The organism is Pseudomonas sp. PH1b (assembly GCF_000633395.1).
GTDB lineage: Bacteria > Pseudomonadota > Gammaproteobacteria > Pseudomonadales > Pseudomonadaceae > Aquipseudomonas.
The window spans coordinates 52,093-75,643 of sequence record NZ_AYMU01000010.1 but is presented as its reverse complement, the minus strand read 5'-3'; the positions used below and the strand labels follow the sequence as shown (position 1 = coordinate 75,643).

Sequence of the window (23,551 nt, the reverse complement as noted above, 5' to 3'; positions counted from 1 at the left end):
CATGCGCGTTCTGATAATCGAAGATGAAGAAAAAACCGCGGACTACCTGCACCGCGGCCTGACTGAACAGGGCTACACCGTGGACCTGGCCCGGGATGGCGTCGAGGGCCTGCATCTGGCCCTGGAAGGCGACTATGCGGTGATAGTGCTGGACGTGATGCTCCCCGGCCTGGACGGTTTTGGCGTGCTGCGGGCGCTACGGGCGCGCAAACAGACCCCGGTGATCATGCTCACCGCCAGGGAGCGCGTGGAGGATCGGATCAAGGGCCTGCGCGACGGCGCCGACGATTACCTGGGCAAGCCGTTTTCCTTCCTTGAGCTGGTGGCTCGCCTGCAGGCCCTGACCCGCCGCAGCGGCGGCCACGAGCCGGTGCAGATCAGCATCGCCGACCTGTGGATCGACCTCATCAGCCGCAAGGCCAGCCGCTCCGGCACCCGCCTGGACCTGACCGCCAAGGAGTTTTCCCTGCTCAGTGTACTGGCCCGACGCCAGGGCGAGATCCTATCCAAGACCTCGATTGCCGAGATGGTCTGGGACATCAATTTCGACAGCGACGCCAATGTCGTCGAGGTGGCGATCAAGCGCCTGCGGGCCAAGCTCGACGGCCCCTTCGAGCAGAAGCTGCTGCACACCATTCGTGGCATGGGCTATGTGCTGGAGAACCGCAGTGCGCAGTAATTCCATTGCCCTGCGCCTGAGTGGGCTGTTCACCCTGGTGGCGCTGCTGATCTTCCTGCTGATCGGCGGTGCGCTCTATCAGCAGGTGGACAAGGGCCTGGGCCTGTTGCCCGAAGCCGAGCTGGATGCGCGCTACAGCGTGCTGGAATCGGCCCTGACCCGCTACGGCAATCCCGAGCACTGGGGCAAGATCACCAGCAAGCTCAAACTGCTGAGCGAGGAAGACAAGCGCATCCGTTTCTGGGCGGTGAGTGGCGACGAGGCCTATGAATACGGTAATCCTGATCCACAGATCCGTGCATTCGCCCAGGGCCCGCTGGGCATGCGCGACCTGAACCTGGCCGATCATCCCTACCCGCTGAAGGTGCTGGTCAGCCAGTTGGCGGCCAAGGAGCAGCGTCCGGCCCTGCGCTTTCTGATCGCCATCGATACCGACACCTTCCACCAGACCCAGCACCAATTGCTCATGGCCCTGATCGGCCTGGCCATCGTCGGCGTGCTGCTGGCCTCGGCCCTGGGCTACTGGGTCGCGCGGATCGGCCTCAAGCCGCTGATCAAGCTGTCCCAGGAAGCCCAGCGCCTGGCTCCGCCGCGCCTCTCCGGCCGCCTGCAACTCTCGCCCTTGCCGCCGGAGCTGAGCCAGTTCGTCAATTCCTTCAACTCCACCCTGGAACGGGTCGAGCATGCCTACTCACGCCTGGAGTCGTTCAACGCCGATGTCGCCCATGAACTGCGCTCGCCCCTGACCAACCTGATCGGCCAGACCCAGGTGGCCCTGACCCGGGGCCGTTCGGCAGAGCACTACTTCGAGGTACTGCAATCCAATCTCGAAGAACTGGAACGGCTGCGCTCGATCGTCAACGACATGCTGTTCCTGGCCAGCGCCGACCAGGGCAGCAAGGCCACCAAGCTCACCAGCACCTCCCTGGCCACGGAAGTGGCCACCACCCTGGACTACCTGGACTTCATTCTCGAAGACGCCCAGGTCAGGGTCGAGGTCCAGGGCGATGCCCAGGTGCGGATCGAGATCGCCCACCTGCGCCGGGCGCTGATCAATCTGCTGAGCAACGCGGTACAGCACACCGCGGCCGGTGAAGTGATCCAGGTACGGATCGAGGTGCAGGAACAGCAGGTGGCGATCGCCGTCAGCAACCCGGGACAAGGCATCGCCAGCGAACACCTGCCCAGGTTGTTCGAACGCTTCTACCGGGTCGATGCCTCACGCAGCAACAGCGGCGCCAACCATGGCCTGGGGTTGGCCATCGTCAAGGCCATCGCCCTGATGCACGGTGGCGACGTGTTCGTGCGCAGCGACCAGGGCATCAACACCTTCGGCCTGTACCTGCCTCGCTGACTCGGGATTCTCGGATTCGGTAGGATCCGGCTTGCCGGCGCAAGCGCCAACACATCCGGTGCAAGACGATATGGCGTGTTCGCTGGCAAGCCAGCTCCTGCAAGGCGGCGCCCACTATTGTTTTTTTTGTAACAGTCCTTATCCTGTTCGGCTCTTTTTCCGGACTCGTCGTGGTTATATTTTTGTCGCACCGAATTGAACTTGCTCTGCAAGAAGGTCTTCAGAAATGTCCAACAGTATGGGTATTGCCAGCGCGTTTGTTTTGTCTTCCCTGTTCGTGGCGCCTCTCGCCATGGCCGAAGAGTCCCAGGCTTTCGTGGCGCAGAATGCCGCCCGAGCCGCCGCCTTCGAACAAGCGCAGATCGCCCAGGCCGCCCAGCAGCAAGACAGTCAGCAAGCCCAGAAGATCACTGCCGAGCACAGCAAGAGCGACGCTCAGAAAGACAGTTGATCCGCGCCACCGACTCGTTTCCCTCGACAACTTCTCTGCGTTCAACCCGGGAGTAAGTTGTCTTAAAGCCGCTGACTTCAGCGGCTTTTTTTTGCCGTGGAGAAACCCTCGGCAAATTCGTCATGTACAGAATAAGAAACAACCGAATTCACAATAAAAAACCATGTTCACTCACCAAAGGAGCTACACGTTGTTCAGGACCACGCTGAAAATCAGCCCGCTATTCATTGCAATCGCTGCAACTATTCCGGCCTTGGGCCAGGCCGCCGAAGAACCCAATGACGAGGGCTTCGTCGCCGGTTCGAGCCTCAAGCTCACTGCCCGCAACTACTACATGAATCGCAACCGGCATCAGCAAGCCAACGACAATATCGAGTGGGGCCAAGGTTTCCTCGGGGTCTTCGAGTCCGGCTACACCCAGGGCACCGTAGGCTTCGGCCTGGATGCCAACGCCATGCTCGGCCTCAAGCTGGACGGCGGAGGCGGCACCAGCAAATCGAGCATCCTGCCCGTCAGTGATGATGGCCAGCACAAGGCGCCCGGTTCGTTCTCCACCACCGGTGCCACCTTGAAGATGCGAGCCTTCGATACCGAGCTCAAGGCCGGCGATCTGTTTCTCAACAACCCGGTGATCGCCGGAGGCATGAGCCGCATGCTGCCCCAGACTTTTCGTGGCGTGAGCCTGACCAACCACAGCTTCGATGGCTGGTTGATCGAAGGCGGCCAGGCCAGTTTCACCAAGCTCTACAACCAGAGCGGCCACAAGCGCATCGGCACCTCCTACGGCAACCTGCCAAAAGGTGACGAAAGCCTGCACCTGAATTGGGCCGGGGTGGCCTGGAGCAGCGTCCCGGGGCTGACCAGCAGCCTTTATGCCTCCGAGCTCAAGGACATCTGGAACCAGTATTACTACGACCTGGACTACACCTACGCGGTCAACGACCTGGTCAGCCTCAATCCGGGCCTGCACTTCTATCACACCCAGGACACCGGCCAGGCCCTGCTGGGCAACATCGACAACAACACCTACAGCCTGCACTTCACGGTCGGCGTTGGCAGCCATAGCGTCACCGCGGCCTACCAGCGGGTCAACGGCAACACGCCGTTCGACTACATTGCCCAGGGCGACAGCATCTACCTCGACAACTCCCAGCAATACTCGGACTTCAACGGTCCCAACGAGCGCTCGTGGAAGCTCAAGTACGCCTACGATTTCGCCGGAGTCGGCCTGCCGGGCCTGACCTCGGCGCTGTCCTATTCTCGCGGCGAACTGGACCTGACCAAGGTCGACCCGGCCAGCCGTGGCTACTCCAGCTGGTACAGCGCCGACGGCAAGCACGCCAAGCACTGGGAACGCGACCTGGACCTCAAGTACGTGGTGCAGGGCGGCAAGGCCAAGGACCTGTCGGTCCGCCTGCAGTGGGCCACCAACCGCGGCGGCAACGGCTACGGTGCGGTGGACAACGACACCGATGAATACCGAGTGATCGTCGACTACCCGATCAACGTTTTCTAAACCGATATAAGCAAAAGGCCAGCATGTTTCGCTGGCCTTTTTTTGGCCCCGGATTTATACAGGCTCGAAGGCGTGACCGATTCCTGCAGCCCGCGTCCATAAGAAGAAACTGAAATCTCTCCGTAGCAGAAGCCGGAATCATGAGCCTGAGCAGTGCGCCCCCCCTCCCGACAAACTCCGAACGCCTGTTGATCCTGGCCAGTTCACTGATAGTCGCGGCCATTCTCAGCATCGTCGCCTACCTGCTGATCCGCGAGCACGCTGCTGCCGAGCAGGCGGCCACCCGTGCCGCAAGCAATATCGTGCAACTGATCGACTCCGACGTGTTGCGCAATGTCGAGCTCTACGACCTGTCCCTCAAAGGCCTGATCAGTGCCGCACAACGCACCGACCTGCGCCAGGTGCCTGCGCCGATCCGCCACCTGGCACTCTTTGATCGCGCCACCGCCGCCCCCTTTAAGGGCAACATCCTGTTGCTAGACCCCCATGGCGACGTGATCGCCGACTCCGCCTCGGTACAACCACGCACCGACAATTTCGCTGACCGCGAATATTTTCAGTCCCATGTCGACAACCCGGACCCCGGGATGCTGATCAGCCGCCCGTTCCGGGCCCGCAATGCCGAGCAGGACTGGCGCATCAGCTTCAGCCGCAGGCTCAGCGACGCCGATGGCCGCTTCCTCGGAGTGGCCGAAGCCGCCCTGCGCCTGGATTACTTCAACGAATTGTTCAAGGGCCTGGATATCGGCCACAACGGCTCGATCAACCTAGTGAGCCGCGACGGTATCCTGCTGGCGCAACAACCGCCCCTGGCCGACAACCTGATCGGCAGGGATTTCAGCCAGCGTCCCAACTTCGTGCGTATCCTGCGCGAAGGCAACGGCAGTTTTAGCGGCATCTCCAGCGTCGACCAGCAACAAAGGCTGTACACCTTTTCCCAGGTCGGCGACCTGCCCTTGATCGTGATCGTTGCCTTATCCACCGACGAGGTCTTCGGCTCCTGGCAACGTACTGCGTTGCTGATCAGCAGCGCCACGGGGCTGCTGTGCATCGCCCTCCTCTGGATGACCTGGCTGCTGTGCCGCGAACTGCGACGCCGTCACAGCGCCGAGCAGGAACTGGCACGCCTGGCAGCCGTCGACGCCCTCACTGGCCTGGCCAATCGTCGCACCCTGGATCAGGCCCTGAACAGTGAATGGGCACGGGCCCAGCGCACACTGCTGCCACTGTCGCTGCTGATGATCGATGTCGACCACTTCAAGAATTTCAACGACCGCTTCGGCCACCCCTTGGGTGACCAGGCCTTACGTGCAGTGGCGCAGAATATTGCCGCCTGCGCCGGGCGCCCCACGGATATCACCGCTCGCTACGGTGGCGAAGAGTTCGCCGTGGTGCTTCCCGGCACCGACAGCGCCGGCGCCTCGATGCTTGCCGAGAAGATCCGCGCCAGCATCGAAGCCTTGCCGGCCGTCAGCGAACAGGCCACGCCCCTGACCGTCAGCATCGGCATCAATACCTGGTCAGGCAACCCTGAGACCTGCCTCGAAGATTGGCTCGGCAGTGCCGACAAGGCTCTGTACCTGGCCAAGTCCAGTGGTCGCAATCGGGTGGTTTCCAATATGTCCCAGGGCCGCTGCAAGCACGGCGCTTGAGTATCCAGGCATAAAAAAAGGCCATCCGGGGGGATGGCCTTCAAAAACAAAAGGAAAGAGAGAGTGACTTACACGGCCGCAACCGGACGCATGTAAGAGATCGGTGCAGTGCTGGCATCTTCGAAGGTCACGACTTCCCAGGCATCTTTCTGCTCAATCAACTTGCGCAGTAGCTGGTTGTTCAGTGCATGGCCCGACTTGAAGCCTTTGAACTCGCCTATCAGGCTGTTGCCCAGCAGGTAGAGGTCGCCAATTGCATCCAGGATCTTGTGCTTGACGAATTCGTCTTCGTAGCGAAGACCGTCTTCGTTCAGTACGCCATCCGAATCGACCACAATTGCGTTTTCCACGCTGCCGCCGAGTGCGAGGTTGTGCTTGCGCAGGTACTCGATATCACTCATGAAACCAAAGGTACGGGCGCGGCTGACTTCTTTAACGAACGAAGTACTGGAGAAGTCCACGCTTGCACTCTGGGTGCGGTCACGGAAAACCGGGTGATCGAAATCGATCTCGAAGCTCACTTTAAAACCATCGAAAGGCACGAAAGTGGCGCGCTTGTCGCCGTCTTCCACGGTCACTTCACGAAGGATGCGGATGAACTTTTTAGCTGCGTCCTGTTCTTCGAGGCCAGCAGATTGAATCAGGAATACGAAGGGTCCGGCGCTACCATCCATGATCGGGACTTCAGACGCGGAGAGCTCGACGTAGGCGTTATCGATGCCCAGGCCAGCCATGGCCGAGAGCAAGTGCTCCACCGTGTCTACTTTGACGTCACCGTTGACCAAGGTGGTCGACATCGTGGTTTCGCCAACATTTTCCGCGCGAGCAGGAATCTGCACCACAGGGTCCAGGTCGGCACGACAAAACACAATGCCGGTGTCGACAGGCGCAGGCTTGAGGGTCAGGTATACCTTCTCCCCGGAATGCAGGCCTACACCTGTGGCACGGATAATATTCTTCAGGGTGCGTTGTTTAATCATGGCTTGGGCCGCTTCAGCGCAAATTGCGAACTGGTATCAACAAAGGCTGGCGATAATAGCAGACCATGCCTTTGCTGAACACCAATCACCCTAATACCCCTGATACATTCCATCAATCGGCCTGACGACGCAGGAATGCCGGGATGTCCAGGTAGTCCAGATCATCTTGCGGATTCAGCTTCGCCGCGGTCGCCGCGTTCGACTGTGCCTGATTACGCATCACGGTCGGACGATCCAGGTCACGGTAGTTCACCGACGGCAGTTCCTGACGAGCAGCAACTGGCGCTTGTGACTGCGCGGACATGGAAGTCTGAACGGTGTTGTCGATGACCTTCACAGGCTTCTCGATCTTCGCGCCCAGGCCGGTGGCCACTACGGTGACATGCAGCTCGTCACGCATGTCCGGATCGATAACGGTACCGACCTTGACCATCGCGTGTTCCGAAGCGAAGGCCTCGATGATGCTACCCACGTCGGAGTACTCGCCCAGGGACAGGTCGGGACCCGCGGTGATGTTCACCAGGATGCCGCGCGCGCCTTCCAGGTTCACGTCTTCCAGCAACGGGTTGCGGATCGCCGCTTCAGTGGCTTCACGTGCACGGTTCGGACCGCTGGCGCAGCCAGTGCCCATCATCGCCATGCCCATTTCGCTCATCACGGTACGCACGTCGGCGAAGTCGACGTTGATCATGCCCGGACGCTTGATGATGTCGGAGATACCGCGAACGGCACCAGCCAACACGTCGTCGGCCTTGGCGAAAGCCGACAGCAGGCTGGCGTCCTTACCGAGGATGGTCAGCAGCTTTTCGTTGGGAATGGTGATCAACGAATCGACGCTTTCGCTCAGCGCGCGGATGCCTTCATCGGCGATCTGCATGCGCTTGCGGCCTTCGAACGGGAACGGACGAGTCACCACCGCAACGGTGAGGATCCCCATTTCCTTGGCCACTTCAGCAATGATCGGCGCCGCACCGGTACCGGTACCGCCACCCATGCCAGTGGTGATGAACACCATGTTGGTGCCCGCCAGGACCTCGGCGATCCGCTCGCGGTCTTCCAGTGCGGCCTGACGACCGACTTCAGGATTGGCACCCGCGCCCAGGCCCTTGGTCACACCCGTCCCCAGTTGCAGGATGGTTTTGGCACCAATGCTTTTCAGCGCTTGAGCGTCAGTGTTGGCGCAGATGAACTCGACGCCTTCAATGTTGCTCTTGACCATGTGATTGACTGCGTTGCCGCCGCCACCGCCAACACCGATAACCTTGATTACCGGACTCTGCGGGATGTTGTCTACGAGTTCGAACATTTTCCCTCTCCTTTCATTTCTCTAGTTTTTCGCCTACTGCCTACTGCTTGAAACGTGTTGCTTGAAACTGATTCTTAGAAGTTGCCCTGCACCCAGCTCTTGATGCGATCGAGCAGCGCCGCCTTGGGCTCGTCGCTGCTGTAGCTGTCGCGGCTGCCGATGCCGGAGAAGGAGATGCCGTCGGATTGCTTCTGCAACCCGTACAGCAGCAAGCCGACGCCGGTGGAATAGATCGGGTTGCGCACCACGTCGGACAGGCCCCTGACACTGTGGGGTACGCCCAGGCGAACCGGCATGTGGAAAATTTCCTCTGCCAGTTCCACTGCGCCTTCCATCTTCGCGGTGCCGCCAGTGAGCACGATGCCGGCCGGGATCAGGTCTTCGTAGCCACTGCGACGCAACTCGGCCTGGATCAGGGTGAACAGTTCGTCATAGCGCGGCTCGACCACTTCGGCCAGGGCCTGGCGCGACAGCTCGCGCGGTGGACGGTCGCCGACACTCGGCACCTTGATGGTTTCGCCGGCACCGGCCAGCTTGGCCAGGGCGCAGGCGTAGCGGATCTTGATTTCCTCGGCGTACTGGGTCGGAGTGCGCAGGGCCATGGCAATGTCGTTGGTCACCTGGTCGCCGGCAATCGGGATCACCGCGGTGTGACGGATCGCGCCTTCGGTGAAGATCGCCATGTCGGTGGTACCGCCACCGATATCCACCAGGCACACGCCCAGCTCTTTCTCGTCGTCGGTGAGTACCGAATAGGCCGAGGCCAGTTGCTCGAGAATGATGTCGTCGATTTCCAGGCCGCAGCGACGCACGCACTTCTCGATGTTCTGGGCCGCGTTCACCGCACAGGTCACCACGTGCACCTTGGCTTCCAGACGTACGCCAGACATGCCCAGGGGTTCGCGCACGCCTTCCTGGTTGTCGATCACGTAGTCCTGCGGCAGGGTGTGCAGAACCCGCTGGTCCGCCGGGATCGCCACGGCCTGGGCCGCATCGAGAACCCGCTCCAGGTCCGCCGAGCTGACTTCACGATCACGGATCGCCACGATGCCGTGGGAGTTCAGGCTGCGAATGTGATTGCCCGCCACACCGACGAAGGCCGAGTGGATACGGCAGCCCGCCATCAGTTGCGCTTCTTCCACCGCGCGCTGGATCGACTGCACGGTGGACTCGATATTCACCACCACGCCCTTCTTCAGGCCGCGGGAAGGATGGGTACCAATACCGACGATTTCCAGCGAGCCATCGGCCGCGACTTCGCCCACCAGCGCCACCACCTTGGAGGTGCCGATATCCAGGCCGACGATCATTTTGCCGCTTTGCACATTTGCCATGGTCCTGCCTCTTCTTAATTCTTCGCGACGGCAGGTTGCGCCGTCGTGGGTGCCGCTGGATCGCGCCAGCCGACGGCCAGGCCGTTGGCGTAGCGCAGATCGATGCGCGCGATGTTCGTAATCTGTTCTTTCAGCGTTTTTTCATAAATGGCAATGAAGCGGCGCATCTTTTCCACCAGATGATCGCGTCCCAGCAGCAACTCGATACCCGGGCCGGCACTGCCGGCACCGGTGGTCAGGAACCAGCTGCCGCGCTCGCGCAGCTCCAGACGGGCAATCGAGAAGCCCAGGGGCCGCAGCATCTGGCTCAACACCTGATACTGCTGCATCACTTGCTGCTGGGCCCGCTGAGGCCCGAACAACTGCGGCAAGTGTTCATAGTTCGCCAGTTCACGCGGGGTGAAGGCCTGTCCCTGGTTGTTCAACAGTGCCTCGTCGCCCCAACGGGCCACCGGCAGCTGTTCTTCCAGGCGAATCACCACCTGGTCCGGCCACACCCGACGCACTTCGGCGTGGGCGATCCATGGCATCTGCTCAAGCTCCGTGCGCATGCTCGCCAGGTCGATGGTGAAGAAGCTCGCCGCGACGTAAGGCGCGATCCGCTGCTGCACCGCCTGCTGGCTGATGTAGCTCAAGTCGCCCTGTACGGCGATCTTGGTAATCGGGCGGTCGGCATAGGGCAACAGGCGTTGGGCACCTTCATAGGTACCAAAGCCCAATGCCACCAGCAGCACCGGCCAGAACAGGCTTTTCAGAAAGCCGAAGTTGGCTTTCGGCAGGCGCACCGACATCGGCTCTTTGGCCACCATCCGGCTGGCACCCCGCGGCACCGGCTTGCGGCCGGGTGCAGGTGGCTGATGACGAAGCGACGCGCCTTGCATGGACTTAACCTCTCGCCTCAAGACTGGCTGCCAGGATGGCCACGACCAACTGCTGGAAATCCAGGCCCGCCGCACGGGCAGCCATCGGCACCAGACTGTGGTCGGTCATCCCCGGAGCGGTATTCACTTCCAGGAACCAGAACTGCCCTTGAGCGTCCTGCATCACATCGGCACGTGCCCAACCGGCGATACCGAGTGCCTCACAGGCTTTCGCCGTGAGGTCCATGAGTTCCTGTTCCTTGGCGCTGTCGAGCCCGCACGGGATCCGGTACTGGGTATCGGAAGCCAGGTACTTGGCGTCGTAGTCGTAAAATGTGTGGGGGGTACCCAGGGCGATCGGTGGCAACACCTGATCGCGCAGGGTCGCGATGGTGAACTCAGGACCCTGGATCCATTGCTCGACCAACACTTGCGAATCGTAGGTACTGGCCGCCTTCCACGCGTCGATCAATTCGGAGGCGGAAGTCACTTTGGCCATACCGATACTGGAGCCTTCATGAGCCGGTTTGACGATCAAAGGCAGGCCCAGTTCCGCCACCGCGGAAATACAGTCGGCTTCGCTGGTCAATACGGCGTGGCGCGGCGTCGGAATACCCAGGCTGTGCCAGACCTGCTTGGTGCGCAGCTTGTCCATGGCCAGGGCTGAGGCGAGTATGCCGCTGCCGGTGTAGGGAATGCCCAGGCACTCCAACAGACCTTGCATGCTGCCGTCTTCACCACCACGGCCGTGGAGAATGATGAAGGCGCGGTCGATCTTCTCGTTCAGCAGGCGCTGCAGGAAGTCGTCACCGACGTCGATGCCGAACGCATCCACTCCCGCACTCAGCAGCGCATCGAGCACCGCATTGCCGGATTTGAGGGACACCTCGCGCTCGGCGCTCTTGCCGCCGAACAGCACGGCGACACGCCCGAAGTCCTGCGGTGCGATCGTCGAGATCAGGTTGGCGTAGGCCGCAGTCATTTGGCTTTCCCCTGGCCGGCCGCTACAGCGCCGGCAAACAATGGACTGCTCAACAGTTTCGGGGCCAGGCCGCCGATATCACCAGCGCCTTGGCACAGCAGAATGTCGCCCGCGCGCAGCAGTGGCTTGACCAGGGGCGCGAGATCGACCCCACGTTCGATGTAGATCGGATCCAGTTGGCCACGCTGCCGAATGCTGTGGCACAGCTGGCGGCTGTCGGCACCGGGAATCGGCTCTTCGCCGGCCGGGTAGACCTCCATCAACAGCAATACGTTGGCATCGGCCAGCACTTGCACGAAGTCGTCGTACAGGTCCCGGGTGCGACTGAACCGGTGCGGCTGGTAGACCATCACCAGGCGACGCTCCGGCCAGCCACCACGGACAGCCTTGATCACCGCGGCGACCTCGGTCGGGTGGTGCCCGTAGTCGTCCACCAGCATCACGTTGCCGCCTTCCACCGGCAGTTCGCCGTAGACCTGGAAGCGCCGGCCCACGCCCTGGAAGCCCGACAGCCCCTGGACGATGGCTTCATCGCTGATGCCCTCGTCGGTGGCGATGCAGATGGTCGCCAGGGAATTGAGCACGTTGTGGTTGCCCGGCATGTTCACCGACACGTCCAGCGGCTCGCGGTCGCGACGCAGCACGGTGAAGAAGGTCTGCATGCCTTGCTGGCGAACATTGATCGCGCGCACGTCGGCTTCTTCGCTGAAGCCATAGGTCACGGTCGGACGCTTGACCAGGGGCAGGATCTCGCGCACCACCGGGTCGTCCAGGCACATCACCGCCAGCCCGTAGAACGGCAGGTTGTGCAGGAAGTCGACGAAGGTCTTCTTCAGCTTGTTGAAGTCACCGTCGTAGGTCGCCATGTGGTCGGCGTCGATGTTGGTGACCACGGCCACCAGCGGCTGCAGGTGCAGGAAGCTGGCATCGCTTTCATCGGCTTCGGCGATCAGGTAGCGGCTGGTACCCAGCTGGGCATTGGTGCCCGCTGCATTCAGCCGGCCACCGATGACGAAGGTCGGGTCCAGGCCGCCAGCGGCGAATACCGAAGCCAGCAGGCTGGTGGTGGTGGTCTTGCCATGGGTACCGGCCACGGCCACGCCGTGGCGGTAGCGCATCAGTTCGGCGAGCATCTCCGCCCGCGGCACCACCGGAATACGCCGCTCCAGTGCGGTGGCGACTTCCGGGTTGGAGGTATTCACGGCGCTGGACACCACCAGCACATCGGCATTGGCGGCATTCTCGGCACGGTGACCGATGAAGATCTGTGCGCCAAAAGACTCCAGGCGCTCGGTGACTGGCGACGCCTTGAGGTCGGAGCCGGACACCTGATACCCCAGGTTCAGCAGCACCTCGGCAATCCCGCACATGCCCACGCCGCCGATGCCGACGAAGTGGATACGACGGATACGGCGCATTTCCGGTTGCGGCATGGCTTTCTGATTCTCAACCATGGGCCACCTCCAGGCAGATATCCACCACGTTGCGGGTGGCGTCGGGCTTGGCGAGACGGCGCGCGGCCTGGGCCATGTTGTCGAGTCGTTCTGGTTGCATCAAAACCTCTGTCAGGCGAGCGGCAAGGTCCGCTGCACCAGTCGTTCTTTGCGGCATCAGGAAGGCGGCGCCTTCACGAGCCAAATAGTCGGCATTGCGGGTCTGGTGATCGTCGATCGCATGGGGCAGCGGCACCAGCATCGAGGGCAGACCGGCGGCAGCCAGTTCACTGACGGTCAACGCACCTGCGCGACAGACCACCAGGTCGGCCCAGCCATAGGCTTGGGCCATGTCTTTGATAAAGGGCTGCACCTGAGCCTCGACGCCGGCGGCGCGATAACGCTCTGCAGTGACTTCATCGTGGTTTTTACCGGCCTGATGGAACACCTCCGGACGCAGCTCGGGGGCGACCTGTGCCAGGGCTTCCGGCAGTAGCTTGTTCAGCGGCTCTGCCCCCAGGCTTCCACCCAGGATCAGTAAACGTGCCTTGCGTCCGGCCAGGGCCTCGCGCGGTGTTTCGAGGAACAGTTCGGTGCGTACCGGATTGCCCGTGGTGCGGCGGCTGTCGGACGCCCCGAAAGTGTCCGGGAAAGCTTCGCAGACTCGGGCGGCCAACGGCACCAGCAGCCGATTGGCGGTACCGGCCACGGCGTTCTGCTCGTGAACGATGACCGGCACTCCGGACAATTTGGCAGCGACCCCACCAGGACCGGTCACATAACCGCCAAAACCCAGCACACAGACTGGCTTCAACTGGCGAATGATCCGCCGGGCCTGGAGCACGGCCTTGACCAGCACGAACGGCGCCTTGAGCAGGGACAGCTTGCCCTTGCCCCGCAGCCCGGTGACGTTGATCAGGTGCAAGGGCAGTCCGGCCGCGGGAACCAGGTCGTTCTCGATCCCCCGGGGCGTACCCAGCCAATGCACGCTGTAGCCGCGGGCCTGGAACTCACGGGCACAGGCCAGCGCCGGGAACACATGGCCACCGGTGCCGCCCGCCATGATCAGCACGTTAGCGCCCATGGGTCGGCTCCTCGGCAAAGTCACTTTCACTGAACTCCATCTCTTCACTGCCCAGGTGGGTCCTGCTCTCCCACTCGATGCGCAGCAACAACCCGAGACAGGCGCAGCAGATCACCAGCGAGCTGCCGCCATAACTGAGGAAGGGCAAGGTCAAGCCCTTGGTCGGCAGCAGGCCGACGTTCACCCCGATATTGATCAGGAACTGGCCGATCCACAGGAACGACAGCCCGTAAGCGACATAGGCGGCGAAGAATTGCTTGGCCTTCTCGGCCCAGAGGCCGATGTACATGCCACGGATACAGACGAAGACGAACAGGGCCAGGGTCAACAGCGAACCCACGGCGCCCAGCTCCTCGGCCAGTACCGAGAACACGAAGTCGGTATGGGCTTCAGGCAGGTAGAACTGTTTCTGCACGCTGTTGCCCAGGCCAACGCCCAACCATTCCCCGCGACCAAAGGCGATCAACGCCTGGGACAGCTGGTAACCGGCACCGAACTGGTCTGCCCAGGGGTCGGCGAAGTTGGTCAGGCGCGCCATTCGATAGGGCTGCATCTGGATCAGCAACACCACCGCCGCCACTGCCAGGACCACCATCAGGGAGAAACGGAACAGCCCGACCCCGCCCAGGAACAGCATCGCCGCAGCGGCCCCCATCATCACCACGGTGGCGCCAAAGTCCGGCTCCATCAGCAGCAGGCCGGCCATGGGCAGCAGCACGATGAACGGCTTGAAGAAACCCATCCAGCTTTCACGCACTTCTTTCTGGCGCCGCACCAGGTAGCCGGCGAGGTAGATCACCACGAATACCTTGGCGATCTCGGAAGGCTGGACGTTGAAGAAACTGAAACCGATCCAGCGCATCGAGCCGTTCACTTCACGGCCGATGCCCGGGATGATCACCATCACCAGCAAACCGAATGCACCGATCAGCAGCAACCAGCCCAGGCGTTGCCAGGTGGCGATCGGAATCATCATGGTGACAATGCAGGCCCCCAGGCCCAGCAGGATGTAGATCAGGTGGCGAATCATGTAGTACAGGGCGCTGCCCGACTGCGCCGCCGCCACCTCGGTGGAAGCCGATGCAATCATCACCAGCCCCAGGCCGAGCAGGGTCAGGCACCCGGCGAGCATCGGAAAATCGAGGTCGATCCCGCGCCCGGTGATGATCGGCGAAGGGTAAGGCTTGATGATATTTCTCAGGTTCATGCCAATTCCTCCACGACGCGGACGAACTGGTGACCACGGTCTTCGTAATTCTTGAACATGTCGAAACTGGCGCAGGCGGGCGACAGCAGCACCACATCGCCTGGCTGGGCCGCAGCGCGGCATTGCTCCACAGCCTCGACCAGCGAGCCGACGCGAATCAGCGGTGCGGCGTTGCCAATGGCCTCGCCGATCTTGTCGGAGTCGCGGCCCATCAGGATCACCGCGCGGCAGTTGGCAGCCACCGGGTCGCGCAGGTCCTTGAAGTCGGCGCCCTTGCCGTCGCCGCCGGCAATCAGCACGATCTTGCCGTCGATGTCAGCGCCCAGGCCTTCGATGGCCGCCAGGGCGGCACCGACATTGGTGGCCTTGGAATCGTTGTAGTAACCCACGCCATCCAGGTCGCGTACCCATTGGCAGCGGTGCTCGAGACCGGAGAACGTGCGCAGGGCCGAAAGCATGGCGTCGAACGGCAACCCGACCGCATGCCCCAGGGCCAGTGCCGCCAGGGCATTGGACTGGTTATGGGCGCCCCGCACCTTCAGCTCGCGCACCGGCATCAGATTCTGAAATTCGAAGGCCAGGTATTTTTCGCCGTCTTCTTCACGCAGGCCAAAAGCCTTGAAGTCGGGCTTGCTCAGACCGAAGGTCCAGCACGGCAGGCCTTCGCCGATCAGCGGCCGGGTCAGGGCATCCTGGCGGTTGAACACCACCTGCCGGGCGCCACGGAAGATCCGGTGCTTGGCCAGGTGATAGGCCGGCAGGCCGCTGTAGCGGTCCATGTGGTCTTCGCTGATGTTCAGCACGGTGGCCACTTCGGCGCCCAGCTGGTCGGTGGTTTCCAGCTGGAAGCTGGACAGTTCCATCACGTACAGCTCGACGTCGTCACTGAGCAGGTCCAGCGCCGGGGTGCCGAGGTTGCCGCCCACCGCCACACGCTTGCCGGCGGCCGCAGCCATCTCGCCCACCAGGGTGGTCACGGTGCTCTTGGCGTTGGATCCGCTGATGGCGACGATCGGCGCCTTCGCGTTACGCGCGAACAGCTCGATATCACCGGACAGTTTCACCCCACGGGCAGCAGCGGCCTGCAGGGCCGGGGTCGCCAGGGCCAGGCCGGGGCTCACGTAGAGCTCGTCGGCACGGCACAGGAAATCGACATCCAGCTCGCCACAACGCACTTCCACCTGGGGATAGTCACGCCGCAGCGTGGCCAGCTCAGGTGGATTCTCCCGCGTATCGGCCACCGCAAAAGCGACGCCCCGGCTCGCCAGGAAGCGAACCAGGGACATGCCGCTCTTGCCGAGGCCGACAACGATGCGGAAGTGGTCAGAAGCGATCAGAGACACTCGTTCTACCTCAGCTTCAGGGTGGCAAGGCCGATCAACACGAGAATCACGGTGATGATCCAGAAACGGACGATCACCCGTGGCTCGGGCCAGCCCTTGAGTTCAAAGTGGTGGTGAATCGGCGCCATGCGAAAGACCCGGCGGCCGGTCAGCTTGAAGGAGGCCACCTGGATCACCACGGACAGGGTTTCCATCACGAACACGCCGCCCATGATGAACAGCACGATTTCCTGGCGCACGATCACCGCGATGGTGCCCAGGGCCGCGCCCAGCGCCAGCGCGCCGACGTCACCCATGAACACTTGCGCCGGATAGGTGTTGAACCACAGGAAGCCCAGCCCCGCACCGATCAGCGCGCCACAGAACACAATCAGCTCGCCCGCCCCCGGTACATAGGGAATCAGCAGGTATTCGGCGAACTTCACGTTACCCGACAGGTAGCAGAAGATGCCCAGCGCACCGCCCACCATCACCGTCGGCATGATTGCCAGGCCGTCGAGGCCATCGGTGAGGTTGACCGCGTTGCTCGAACCGACGATGACGAAGTAGGTCAGGACCACGAAACCGATACCCAGGGGAATGCTCACGTCCTTGAGCATCGGGATCAGCAGAGTGGTTTCCACCGGGCTCTGGGCCGTCATGTAAAGGAAGATCGCAGCGCCGAGGCCGAACACCGACTGCCAGAAATATTTCCAGCGGCTCGGCAGGCCCCGGGAATTCTTCTCGATCACCTTGCGGTAGTCGTCGACCCAGCCGATGGCACCAAAGGCCAGGGTCACTATCAGCACCACCCAGACGTAGTGGTTGCGCAGGTCGGCCCAGAGCAGGGTGCTGATGCCGATGGCCGAAAGAATCAGCGCGCCGCCCATGGTCGGCGTACCCGACTTGGACAGGTGCGACTGCGGGCCGTCATTACGCACGGACTGGCCAATCTGTCGGTTTTGCAGAGTACGGATCATCCACGGACCCAGGCACAGCGCCAAAGACAGCGCAGTCAGTACCCCGAGAATCCCGCGCAGGGTCAGGTACTGAAAGACCGCGAAGCCTTTGTAGAACTGTTGCAGGTACTCCGCTAGCAGCAGCAGCATTAATGTTTCACTCCGTCTTTTTCTTGAAGAGCGGAACCGCACAAAGCCGCGACGATGTTTTCCATCACCGCGCTGCGCGATCCCTTGATCAAAATGGTGGTATTCGGGTCTTGCTCGACGTCCAGGGCCGCAATCAGGTCAGCCTGGCTGGCGAAGTGGCGCGCGTGTTCGCCGAAGGCGGCGACGGCATGGGCCATCATCGGGCCAACGGCGTAGAGGGCCGAAACCTTGCCAGCGGCATATGCACCTACTTCGCGGTGCCCCTGCTCCGCCCACTCGCCCAACTCGCCGATGTCTCCGAGCACCAGGACGGTGCGACCGGAAAAGCCGGCGAGTATATCAACGGCCGCGCACATTGAGGTGGGGTTTGCGTTGTAAGTGTCATCAATGACGCGCATGCCGTTCTTCGCCAATTGGGCAACAGTGCGGCCCTTGACCGGCTGCACCGCATTGAGCCCGGTGGCGATGCCGAACAGCGATACGTCCATGGCATAAGCCGCCGCCGCCGCGGCCAGCGCGTTGGCGACATTGTGGGTGCCCAACAGATTCAGCTGGACCCGCTCCGACCCCTTGGGGCTGTGCAATATAAAGGAAGGACAACCGCGGGCATCGCGACCGATGTCGCCGGCATGGAAGTCCGCGGCGCTGTCGATGAGGGCGAAGGTCAGCACCTGACGGCCGCCAGCACGGGTCTTCCAGATCGGGAACGCCTTGTCATCCAGGTTGAGCACGGCAATCCCGGTGGCATCGAGGCCTTCAAGGATCTCGCCCTTGGCTTCGACAATCTTCTCCGGGCCACCGAACTCACCGACATGGGCGGTACCGGCATTGTTGATGATCGCCACATGGGGCCGGGTCATGGCCACGGTGTAGGCAATCTCACCGATTCGCGAGGCACCCAGCTCGATCACCGCTGCGGTGTGTTCGGGAGCCAGCTCGAGCAAGGTCAAGGGTGCTCCCAGGTCATTATTCAGGTTGCCGCGCGTGGCCAGCACCGGCCCGCGGGTACGCAAGATGCTCGCGAGCATTTCCTTGACCGTGGTCTTGCCGCTGGAGCCGGTTACCGCAGCAATCGGCCGAGTGAAACCGCCACGATTGAGCGCACCCAATTGCCCCAATGCCAGGCGAGTGTCCTTGACCAGCAGTTGCGGCAGCGTGCTGTCAGGCACCTCCCGCTCCACCAGTGCAGCTACGGCGCCCTTGGCTGCCACCTCATTCAAATAGTCATGACCATCGAAACGCGGACCGGTCAGCGCGATGAACAGTTGCCCGCCCTGAATCGCCCGGCTGTCGATGCTGACACCACTGAAACGGGCATCGCCCGCGATCAGGCGGGCGTTCAAAGGGGCTGCGACCTCACTGAGTTGCAGGGTTTTAAGCATGCCCCACCTCCCAGGCGGTCAGGGCCTTGTCGGCTTCGGCCAGATCGGAAAAGGCCTGGCGCTGGCCGTTGATTTCCTGATAGTCCTCATGCCCCTTGCCGGCCAGTACCACTACGTCATCCGCCGATGCCGAAGCGATCAACCGAGTGATCGCAAGGCCGCGACCGGCGACAAACTCGACCTTGTCCACCGCATTGAAGCCCGCGCGAATGTCATCGAAAATCTGCACCGGGTCTTCGCTGCGTGGATTGTCATCGGTGACCAGCACGCCATCGGCCAGGCGCTCGACCACTTCGGCCATCAATGGACGCTTGCCACGGTCACGATCGCCACCACAACCAAACAGGCACAACAGACGGCCCTTGGTATGGGGGCGCAGAGCCAGCAGGACTTTTTCCAGGGCGTCGGGGGTATGGGCGTAGTCCACCACCACCAGCGGCTGGGTACCTCCGCCCAGGCGCTGCATGCGTCCGGCGGGGCCTTCAAGCTTGGGCAGCACAGCGAGGATTTCGTCCAGCGCGTATTCCAGTCCCAGCAACGCCCCCACGGCCGCCAGCACGTTGCTCAGGTTGAAGCGTCCGAGCAGGCTGCTGCGCAAATGATGCTCGCCCTGTGGAGTAACCAGGGTCGCGCGTACGCCATCGTCGTCAAAACGGGCTTCGCGGCAATACAGGTAAGCCGCAGAATCCTCGAGGCTGTAGGTGATCAGCCGCGACTCGCGCTTGTCTGCCGCCAGTTGCCGGCCAAAATCGTCGTCGAGGTTGATCACCCGGCAACGCAGGTCAGGCCAGCCGAACAACTTGGCCTTGGCCGCGCCATAGGCTTCCATGGTCCCGTGGTAATCCAGATGGTCACGGGACAGATTGGTCAGCACCGCCACATCGAAGGCCAGGGCTGCCACGCGCCCCTGGTCCAGCCCATGGGAGGAAACCTCCATGGCCACAGCCTTGGCGCCGGCATTCTTCAGATCGGCCAGGGTCGCCTGGACGGCAATCGGGTTCGGCGTGGTGTGCAGGCCGCTTTCCAGTGCGCCATGGAAACCTGTGCCCAGAGTACCCACCAGCCCGCAACGCTGGCCGAGCAGGTCAAGGGCCTGGGCCACCAGTTGGGTGACGCTGGTCTTGCCATTGGTACCGGTCACGCCCACCAGGTTCAACTGGCGGCTCGGGTCGCCATAGAAGCGTCCGGCGATATCCGAAAGCTGCGCCGCCAGCCCCTTGACCGGAATCAACGGTACATCGGTCAACGGCAGCACCGTTGCCCCTTCCACTTCATAGGCAACCGCCGCCGCGCCGCGCTGCAAGGCATCGGCAATGTGCGCACGGCCATCGAACTTGGCCCCAGGCACCGCCAGGAACAAATCGCCAGCGCGAACATTGCGGCTGTCCAGGGTCAACTCGCGGATCAGCAGGTCGCGACCGGCGTGGGCGAAAATCTTGTTCAGGCTAAGAGACATTAGCCGCGCCCTCCATTGGCTCGTACTGGGGGACCGGATGCCGCATTGGCCTGCTGCGTGGTCGGCAGGTTATCGGGGGTGATGTTCATCAGGCGCAGGGTGCCGGACATGACCTTGCTGAATACCGGCGCCGATACCAGGCCGCCGAAGTAGCCAGCCTTGCTCGGCTCATCGATCACCACCACGATGGCGTAGCGCGGATCGCTCATCGGGCCGAAACCGGCAAACAGCGAGCGATAGGAGTTCTCCGCATAGCCCTTGGTGCCCACGGAGGTTTTACGTGCGGTACCACTCTTGCCTGCCACGTGATAAGCCGGCACCTGGGCACGGAACACCCCACGCGGGGCCTCGATCACTTGCTGGAGCATGCCCTGCATGGTCTTGGCGACATTTTCCGGGATCACCTGGGCAGTCTGCGGCGCCTTGTCGGCCTTGATCAGCGTCAGTGGCGCGATGCGTCCGTTATTGGCCAGCGCAGAGAACGCGTGCACCAGCTGGATAGCGGTCACCGAAAGGCCGTAGCCATAGGACAGGGTGGCGGTTTCAGCCTTGCGCCACTCACGGTAGTTCGGCAGGTTGCCAACCCGCTCGCCCGGGAAGCCAAGGCCGGTGTCCTGACCCAGGCCGATTTTCTGCGCGAGACGGAAGATGGTTTCGCCGCCGATATCGAAGGCGACCTTGCTCATGCCGACGTTACTGGAGTTGATCAGGATGCCGGTCAGATCCAGTACCGGGCCTTCGGTCTTGGACACGTCACGAATGGTGTACTTGCCCAGCTGCAGGGTGCCCGGATAGACCTCGACGGTATCGCTGGGCTTCCAGCGCCCGGTTTCCAGGGCGGCACTCATGGAGATCGCCTTCATGGTCGAGCCGGGCTCGAACACGTCGATCATCGCGCGGTTGCGCATCATTGCCGGCTGCAGGTTGCGGCGGTTGTTCGGGTTGTAGGTCGGCTGGTTGACCATGGCCAGGATCTCGCCGGTCTTCACATCCATGATCACCAGGCTGCCGGCCTTGGCGCCGTTCTCGACGATGGCGTTACGCAGTTCACGGTTGGCCAGGTATTGCAGGCGCAGGTCAATCGACAATGCCAAGGGCTTGCCGGCCTTGGCATTCTTGGTGACCTGGACATCCTTGATCAGTCTGCCGCGCCGATCCTTGATCACCTGACGCTTGCCGGCAACTCCGGCGAGCCATTCGTCATAGGCCAGCTCGACCCCTTCGCGGCCACGATCATCGATATCGGTGAAGCCCACCATGTGTGCAGTTACTTCGCCAGCCGGGTAGAAGCGACGGAATTCCTCGATGCCATAAACGCCCGGGACCTTCAGATCGAGCACGGCCTGGCCCTGCTCCGGAGTCAGGCCCCGAACCAGGTAAATGAATTCTTTATTGGCCTGGGCTTCCAGGCGCTCGGCCAGGGCCTTTGGCGACTGGCCGAGAGCCATGGCCAATGCCGGCCAACGATCCTTGGCCAACTGCATTTCCTTGGCATTGGCCCACAGGGTGGTTACCGGCGTACTGACCGCCAGAGGCTCGCCATTGCGATCAGTGATCAGGCCACGGTGGGCCGGAATCGGAATGTGCCGGACGCTGCGAGCGTCGCCCTGCCCCTTGAGGAAGTCGCGATCGACCACCTGCAGGTCGACAATGCGCCAGGCAATCGCGGCGACCATGATCGCCAGCAAACCCAGCACCACACGAAAACGCCAGGGATAGAGCGCACCTTCAAGTTTCATGGCGCCACCATTCGAACTTCAGCCGCACCGGGGATGCGCATTTTCAGTTGTTCGGTGGCCAGCACTTCGATCCGACTATGGGCGGTCCAGGTACTTTGCTCGAGAATCAGACGCCCCCACTCGGCCTGCGCCTTGTCACGCACACTCAACTCGCCGTACAGCGTATTGAGCAGCTGACGGTTCCAGTGGGTGCTGTAGGAGACCGCAATCGCGGACACCAGTACGCCGACAAAGAGCAAAAGCATGAAAAAGCTTCCGCCGGGAAGTGGCTTGGCGAAAAGCTTGTTCACCGAAGCTTCTCCGCAACACGCATGACGGCACTACGGGAGCGAGGGTTGGCTTTGAGTTCGGCCTCGGAGGCGAACTGCGCTTTGCCATGGATCTTGATTTTCGGCACGAAGGCTTCGAAACGTACCGGCAGATTACGCGGCAGGTTGTCGCTCTCGCCTTTCACCAGGCGCCGCATGAACAATTTGACAATGCGGTCTTCCAGGGAATGGAAGCTGATCACCACCAGGCGACCGCCCACTTCCAGGGACTCCAGGGCAGCCTCAAGGCCGGCCTCCAGGTCACCCAGCTCATTGTTCACGTGGATACGCAGGCCCTGGAAGGCACGGGTTGCCGGGTTCTTGCCTTTTTCCCAGGCGGGGTTGGCAACCTTGAGTACTTCGGCCAGATCCGCGGTACGGGTAAAAGGCTGGATTTCACGACGCTCGACCACGGCGCGAGCCATGCGGCCGGAGAAACGCTCTTCGCCGTACTCCTTGAACACCCGGGCAATTTCTTCCACTGGCGCTGTGGCAATGAACTCTGCGGCGCTGATGCCACGTGTCGGGTCCATGCGCATGTCCAGCGGGCCATCGTTGAGAAAACTGAAACCGCGCTCCGGGTCATCCAGCTGCGGCGAAGACACGCCCAAATCCAGCAGGACACCACTGACCTTGCCGCCCAGCCCACGCTCGGCGACCTCCGAACCCAGCTCGGCAAAACTGCGCTGTACAACGACAAAGCGGCCGTCTTCGGCCGCTAGCGCTTGCCCGGTGGCAATCGCTTGGGGGTCCTTGTCGAATCCGAGGAGCCGGCCCTCCGCCCCAAGCTTGCTGAGAATCAGCCGGCTATGCCCGCCACGGCCGAAGGTGCCATCCAAATAGCAGCCATCAGGGCGTACGGCGAGAGCCTCGACGGCTTCGTCAAGCAGTACGGTGATGTGGTTAAAGCCGCTATCAATAGTCACAGGATCAAATCACGCAGTTCATCAGGCATCGCGCCCGGTTGTTGAATAGCTGCCAGGTCCGCTGCAGAAACAGCATTCCAGGCATCCTCGTCCCACAATTGGAACTTGTTCAGTTGGCCCACCAACATTGCGCGCTTATCCAACTTGGCATATTCACGCAGGCGCGGCGGCACCAGAAAACGACCACTGCCGTCGAGTTCGAGATCGACGGCATTACCAATCAGCAAACGCTGCAAGCGACGGTTTTCTTCGCGCAGCGAAGGCAGTGCGCGCAGTTTGGTTTCTATCAACTCCCACTCATCGAGGGGGTAAACGCACAAACAAGGATCAACAGCGTCGATCGTGACGATTAACTGCCCGGAACTTCGCGAAACGAGCTCGTCACGATACCGGCTCGGCATGGCGAGACGGCCTTTTGCATCGAGACTGATAGCGTTAGCTCCGCGAAACACGTCAGCGTTTCTCCAAATT

Annotated in this window: 21 protein-coding genes; 5 read left to right on the top strand and 16 right to left on the bottom strand. The window is 62.0% G+C overall.

All coding sequences use genetic code 11. The annotated features are described in order from the left end of the window. The first annotated feature begins 1 nt into the window (after window position 1). The 5 genes from U873_RS0117505 to U873_RS0117485 all read left to right on the top strand — a co-directional run bounded on the left by U873_RS0117505 (window position 2) and on the right by U873_RS0117485 (window position 5,652). The gene (locus U873_RS0117505) at window positions 2–679 is read left to right on the top strand and encodes a heavy metal response regulator transcription factor (RefSeq protein ID WP_025129473.1); all 678 of its coding nucleotides are present in this window, start codon (window positions 2–4) and stop codon (window positions 677–679) included. After that, a complete protein-coding gene (locus U873_RS0117500; protein WP_025129472.1) occupies window positions 669–2,033 on the top strand; it encodes a heavy metal sensor histidine kinase in 1,365 nt (454 codons plus the stop codon). Before U873_RS0117505 ends, U873_RS0117500 begins: the two co-directional genes overlap by 11 nt. A gap of 226 nt (window positions 2,034–2,259) precedes the next feature. Then, on the top strand, window positions 2,260–2,484 hold the full coding sequence (locus U873_RS0117495; protein ID WP_025129471.1) for a hypothetical protein: 225 nt from the start codon (window positions 2,260–2,262) through the stop codon (window positions 2,482–2,484). 190 nt (window positions 2,485–2,674) lie between these two features. Further along, window positions 2,675–4,000 carry an OprD family porin gene (locus tag U873_RS0117490; protein ID WP_025129470.1) on the top strand — a complete coding sequence of 442 codons (1,326 nt, stop codon included), beginning with the start codon at window positions 2,675–2,677 and terminating at the stop codon, window positions 3,998–4,000. Window positions 4,001–4,140: 140 nt separating this feature from the next. After that, on the top strand, window positions 4,141–5,652 hold the full coding sequence (locus tag U873_RS0117485) for a sensor domain-containing diguanylate cyclase (RefSeq protein WP_025129469.1): 1,512 nt from the start codon (window positions 4,141–4,143) through the stop codon (window positions 5,650–5,652). 68 nt (window positions 5,653–5,720) lie between these two features. Here the strand turns inward: U873_RS0117485 and lpxC are convergent, their stop codons facing one another. The 16 genes from lpxC to mraZ all read right to left on the bottom strand — a co-directional run bounded on the left by lpxC (window position 5,721) and on the right by mraZ (window position 23,532). Next, window positions 5,721–6,632, bottom strand: coding sequence for a UDP-3-O-acyl-N-acetylglucosamine deacetylase (lpxC, locus tag U873_RS0117480; protein WP_011063304.1), 912 nt, complete (start codon window positions 6,630–6,632; stop codon window positions 5,721–5,723). A gap of 112 nt (window positions 6,633–6,744) precedes the next feature. Further along, complete coding sequence (gene ftsZ, locus U873_RS0117475) at window positions 6,745–7,938, bottom strand: cell division protein FtsZ (RefSeq protein WP_025129468.1); 1,194 nt, start codon at window positions 7,936–7,938, stop codon at window positions 6,745–6,747. 74 nt (window positions 7,939–8,012) lie between these two features. After that, window positions 8,013–9,272, bottom strand: coding sequence for a cell division protein FtsA (ftsA, locus tag U873_RS0117470; protein ID WP_025129467.1), 1,260 nt, complete (start codon window positions 9,270–9,272; stop codon window positions 8,013–8,015). Window positions 9,273–9,286: 14 nt separating this feature from the next. Next, window positions 9,287–10,153: a cell division protein FtsQ/DivIB gene (locus tag U873_RS0117465; protein WP_025129466.1), complete on the bottom strand. Its 867-nt coding sequence runs from the start codon at window positions 10,151–10,153 to the stop codon at window positions 9,287–9,289. 4 nt (window positions 10,154–10,157) lie between these two features. Further along, window positions 10,158–11,114: a D-alanine--D-alanine ligase gene (locus U873_RS0117460; RefSeq protein ID WP_025129465.1), complete on the bottom strand. Its 957-nt coding sequence runs from the start codon at window positions 11,112–11,114 to the stop codon at window positions 10,158–10,160. After that, window positions 11,111–12,568 carry a UDP-N-acetylmuramate--L-alanine ligase gene (gene murC / locus U873_RS0117455; RefSeq protein WP_025129464.1) on the bottom strand — a complete coding sequence of 486 codons (1,458 nt, stop codon included), beginning with the start codon at window positions 12,566–12,568 and terminating at the stop codon, window positions 11,111–11,113. The genes U873_RS0117460 and murC overlap by 4 nt, the downstream gene beginning before the upstream one ends. Beyond that, on the bottom strand, window positions 12,561–13,631 hold the full coding sequence (gene murG, locus U873_RS0117450) for an undecaprenyldiphospho-muramoylpentapeptide beta-N-acetylglucosaminyltransferase (RefSeq protein WP_025129463.1): 1,071 nt from the start codon (window positions 13,629–13,631) through the stop codon (window positions 12,561–12,563). Before murG ends, murC begins: the two co-directional genes overlap by 8 nt. Then, window positions 13,621–14,838, bottom strand: a complete 1,218-nt coding sequence (gene ftsW / locus U873_RS0117445; RefSeq protein ID WP_025129462.1) for a putative lipid II flippase FtsW — start codon at window positions 14,836–14,838, stop codon at window positions 13,621–13,623. The genes murG and ftsW overlap by 11 nt, the downstream gene beginning before the upstream one ends. Then, window positions 14,835–16,181 (bottom strand): UDP-N-acetylmuramoyl-L-alanine--D-glutamate ligase, encoded by a 1,347-nt coding sequence (murD, locus tag U873_RS0117440; protein ID WP_025129461.1) that lies wholly within the window; start codon window positions 16,179–16,181, stop codon window positions 14,835–14,837. The genes ftsW and murD overlap by 4 nt, the downstream gene beginning before the upstream one ends. 5 nt (window positions 16,182–16,186) lie before the next feature. Then, entirely contained in the window at window positions 16,187–17,269 is a 1,083-nt protein-coding gene (gene mraY / locus U873_RS0117435; RefSeq protein WP_025129460.1) for a phospho-N-acetylmuramoyl-pentapeptide-transferase, read from the bottom strand. Beyond that, entirely contained in the window at window positions 17,269–18,651 is a 1,383-nt protein-coding gene (murF, locus tag U873_RS0117430; RefSeq protein WP_025129459.1) for a UDP-N-acetylmuramoyl-tripeptide--D-alanyl-D-alanine ligase, read from the bottom strand. Before murF ends, mraY begins: the two co-directional genes overlap by 1 nt. Then, entirely contained in the window at window positions 18,644–20,107 is a 1,464-nt protein-coding gene (locus U873_RS0117425; protein ID WP_025129458.1) for a UDP-N-acetylmuramoyl-L-alanyl-D-glutamate--2,6-diaminopimelate ligase, read from the bottom strand. The genes murF and U873_RS0117425 overlap by 8 nt, the downstream gene beginning before the upstream one ends. Then, on the bottom strand, window positions 20,107–21,846 hold the full coding sequence (locus tag U873_RS0117420; RefSeq protein ID WP_025129457.1) for a penicillin-binding protein 2: 1,740 nt from the start codon (window positions 21,844–21,846) through the stop codon (window positions 20,107–20,109). The genes U873_RS0117425 and U873_RS0117420 overlap by 1 nt, the downstream gene beginning before the upstream one ends. Further along, window positions 21,843–22,136 carry a cell division protein FtsL gene (gene ftsL / locus U873_RS0117415; protein ID WP_025129456.1) on the bottom strand — a complete coding sequence of 98 codons (294 nt, stop codon included), beginning with the start codon at window positions 22,134–22,136 and terminating at the stop codon, window positions 21,843–21,845. Before ftsL ends, U873_RS0117420 begins: the two co-directional genes overlap by 4 nt. After that, entirely contained in the window at window positions 22,133–23,080 is a 948-nt protein-coding gene (rsmH, locus tag U873_RS0117410; protein ID WP_025129455.1) for a 16S rRNA (cytosine(1402)-N(4))-methyltransferase RsmH, read from the bottom strand. Before rsmH ends, ftsL begins: the two co-directional genes overlap by 4 nt. Next, window positions 23,077–23,532, bottom strand: a complete 456-nt coding sequence (gene mraZ, locus U873_RS0117405) for a division/cell wall cluster transcriptional repressor MraZ (RefSeq protein WP_011063319.1) — start codon at window positions 23,530–23,532, stop codon at window positions 23,077–23,079. Before mraZ ends, rsmH begins: the two co-directional genes overlap by 4 nt. Window positions 23,533–23,551 lie beyond the last annotated feature (19 nt).

Coding starts and splice junctions, on each gene's coding strand:
- U873_RS0117505 (WP_025129473.1), top strand. CDS start 2: ATGCGCGTTCTGATAATCGAAGATGAAGAAAAAACCGCGGACTACCTG.
- U873_RS0117495 (WP_025129471.1), top strand. CDS start 2,260: ATGTCCAACAGTATGGGTATTGCCAGCGCGTTTGTTTTGTCTTCCCTG.
- U873_RS0117485 (WP_025129469.1), top strand. CDS start 4,141: ATGAGCCTGAGCAGTGCGCCCCCCCTCCCGACAAACTCCGAACGCCTG.
- lpxC (WP_011063304.1), bottom strand. CDS start 6,632: ATGATTAAACAACGCACCCTGAAGAATATTATCCGTGCCACAGGTGTA.
- ftsZ (WP_025129468.1), bottom strand. CDS start 7,938: ATGTTCGAACTCGTAGACAACATCCCGCAGAGTCCGGTAATCAAGGTT.
- ftsA (WP_025129467.1), bottom strand. CDS start 9,272: ATGGCAAATGTGCAAAGCGGCAAAATGATCGTCGGCCTGGATATCGGC.
- U873_RS0117465 (WP_025129466.1), bottom strand. CDS start 10,153: ATGCAAGGCGCGTCGCTTCGTCATCAGCCACCTGCACCCGGCCGCAAG.
- U873_RS0117460 (WP_025129465.1), bottom strand. CDS start 11,114: ATGACTGCGGCCTACGCCAACCTGATCTCGACGATCGCACCGCAGGAC.
- murC (WP_025129464.1), bottom strand. CDS start 12,568: ATGGTTGAGAATCAGAAAGCCATGCCGCAACCGGAAATGCGCCGTATC.
- murG (WP_025129463.1), bottom strand. CDS start 13,631: ATGGGCGCTAACGTGCTGATCATGGCGGGCGGCACCGGTGGCCATGTG.
- ftsW (WP_025129462.1), bottom strand. CDS start 14,838: ATGAACCTGAGAAATATCATCAAGCCTTACCCTTCGCCGATCATCACC.
- mraY (WP_025129460.1), bottom strand. CDS start 17,269: ATGCTGCTGCTGCTAGCGGAGTACCTGCAACAGTTCTACAAAGGCTTC.
- murF (WP_025129459.1), bottom strand. CDS start 18,651: ATGCTTAAAACCCTGCAACTCAGTGAGGTCGCAGCCCCTTTGAACGCC.
- U873_RS0117425 (WP_025129458.1), bottom strand. CDS start 20,107: ATGTCTCTTAGCCTGAACAAGATTTTCGCCCACGCCGGTCGCGACCTG.
- U873_RS0117420 (WP_025129457.1), bottom strand. CDS start 21,846: ATGAAACTTGAAGGTGCGCTCTATCCCTGGCGTTTTCGTGTGGTGCTG.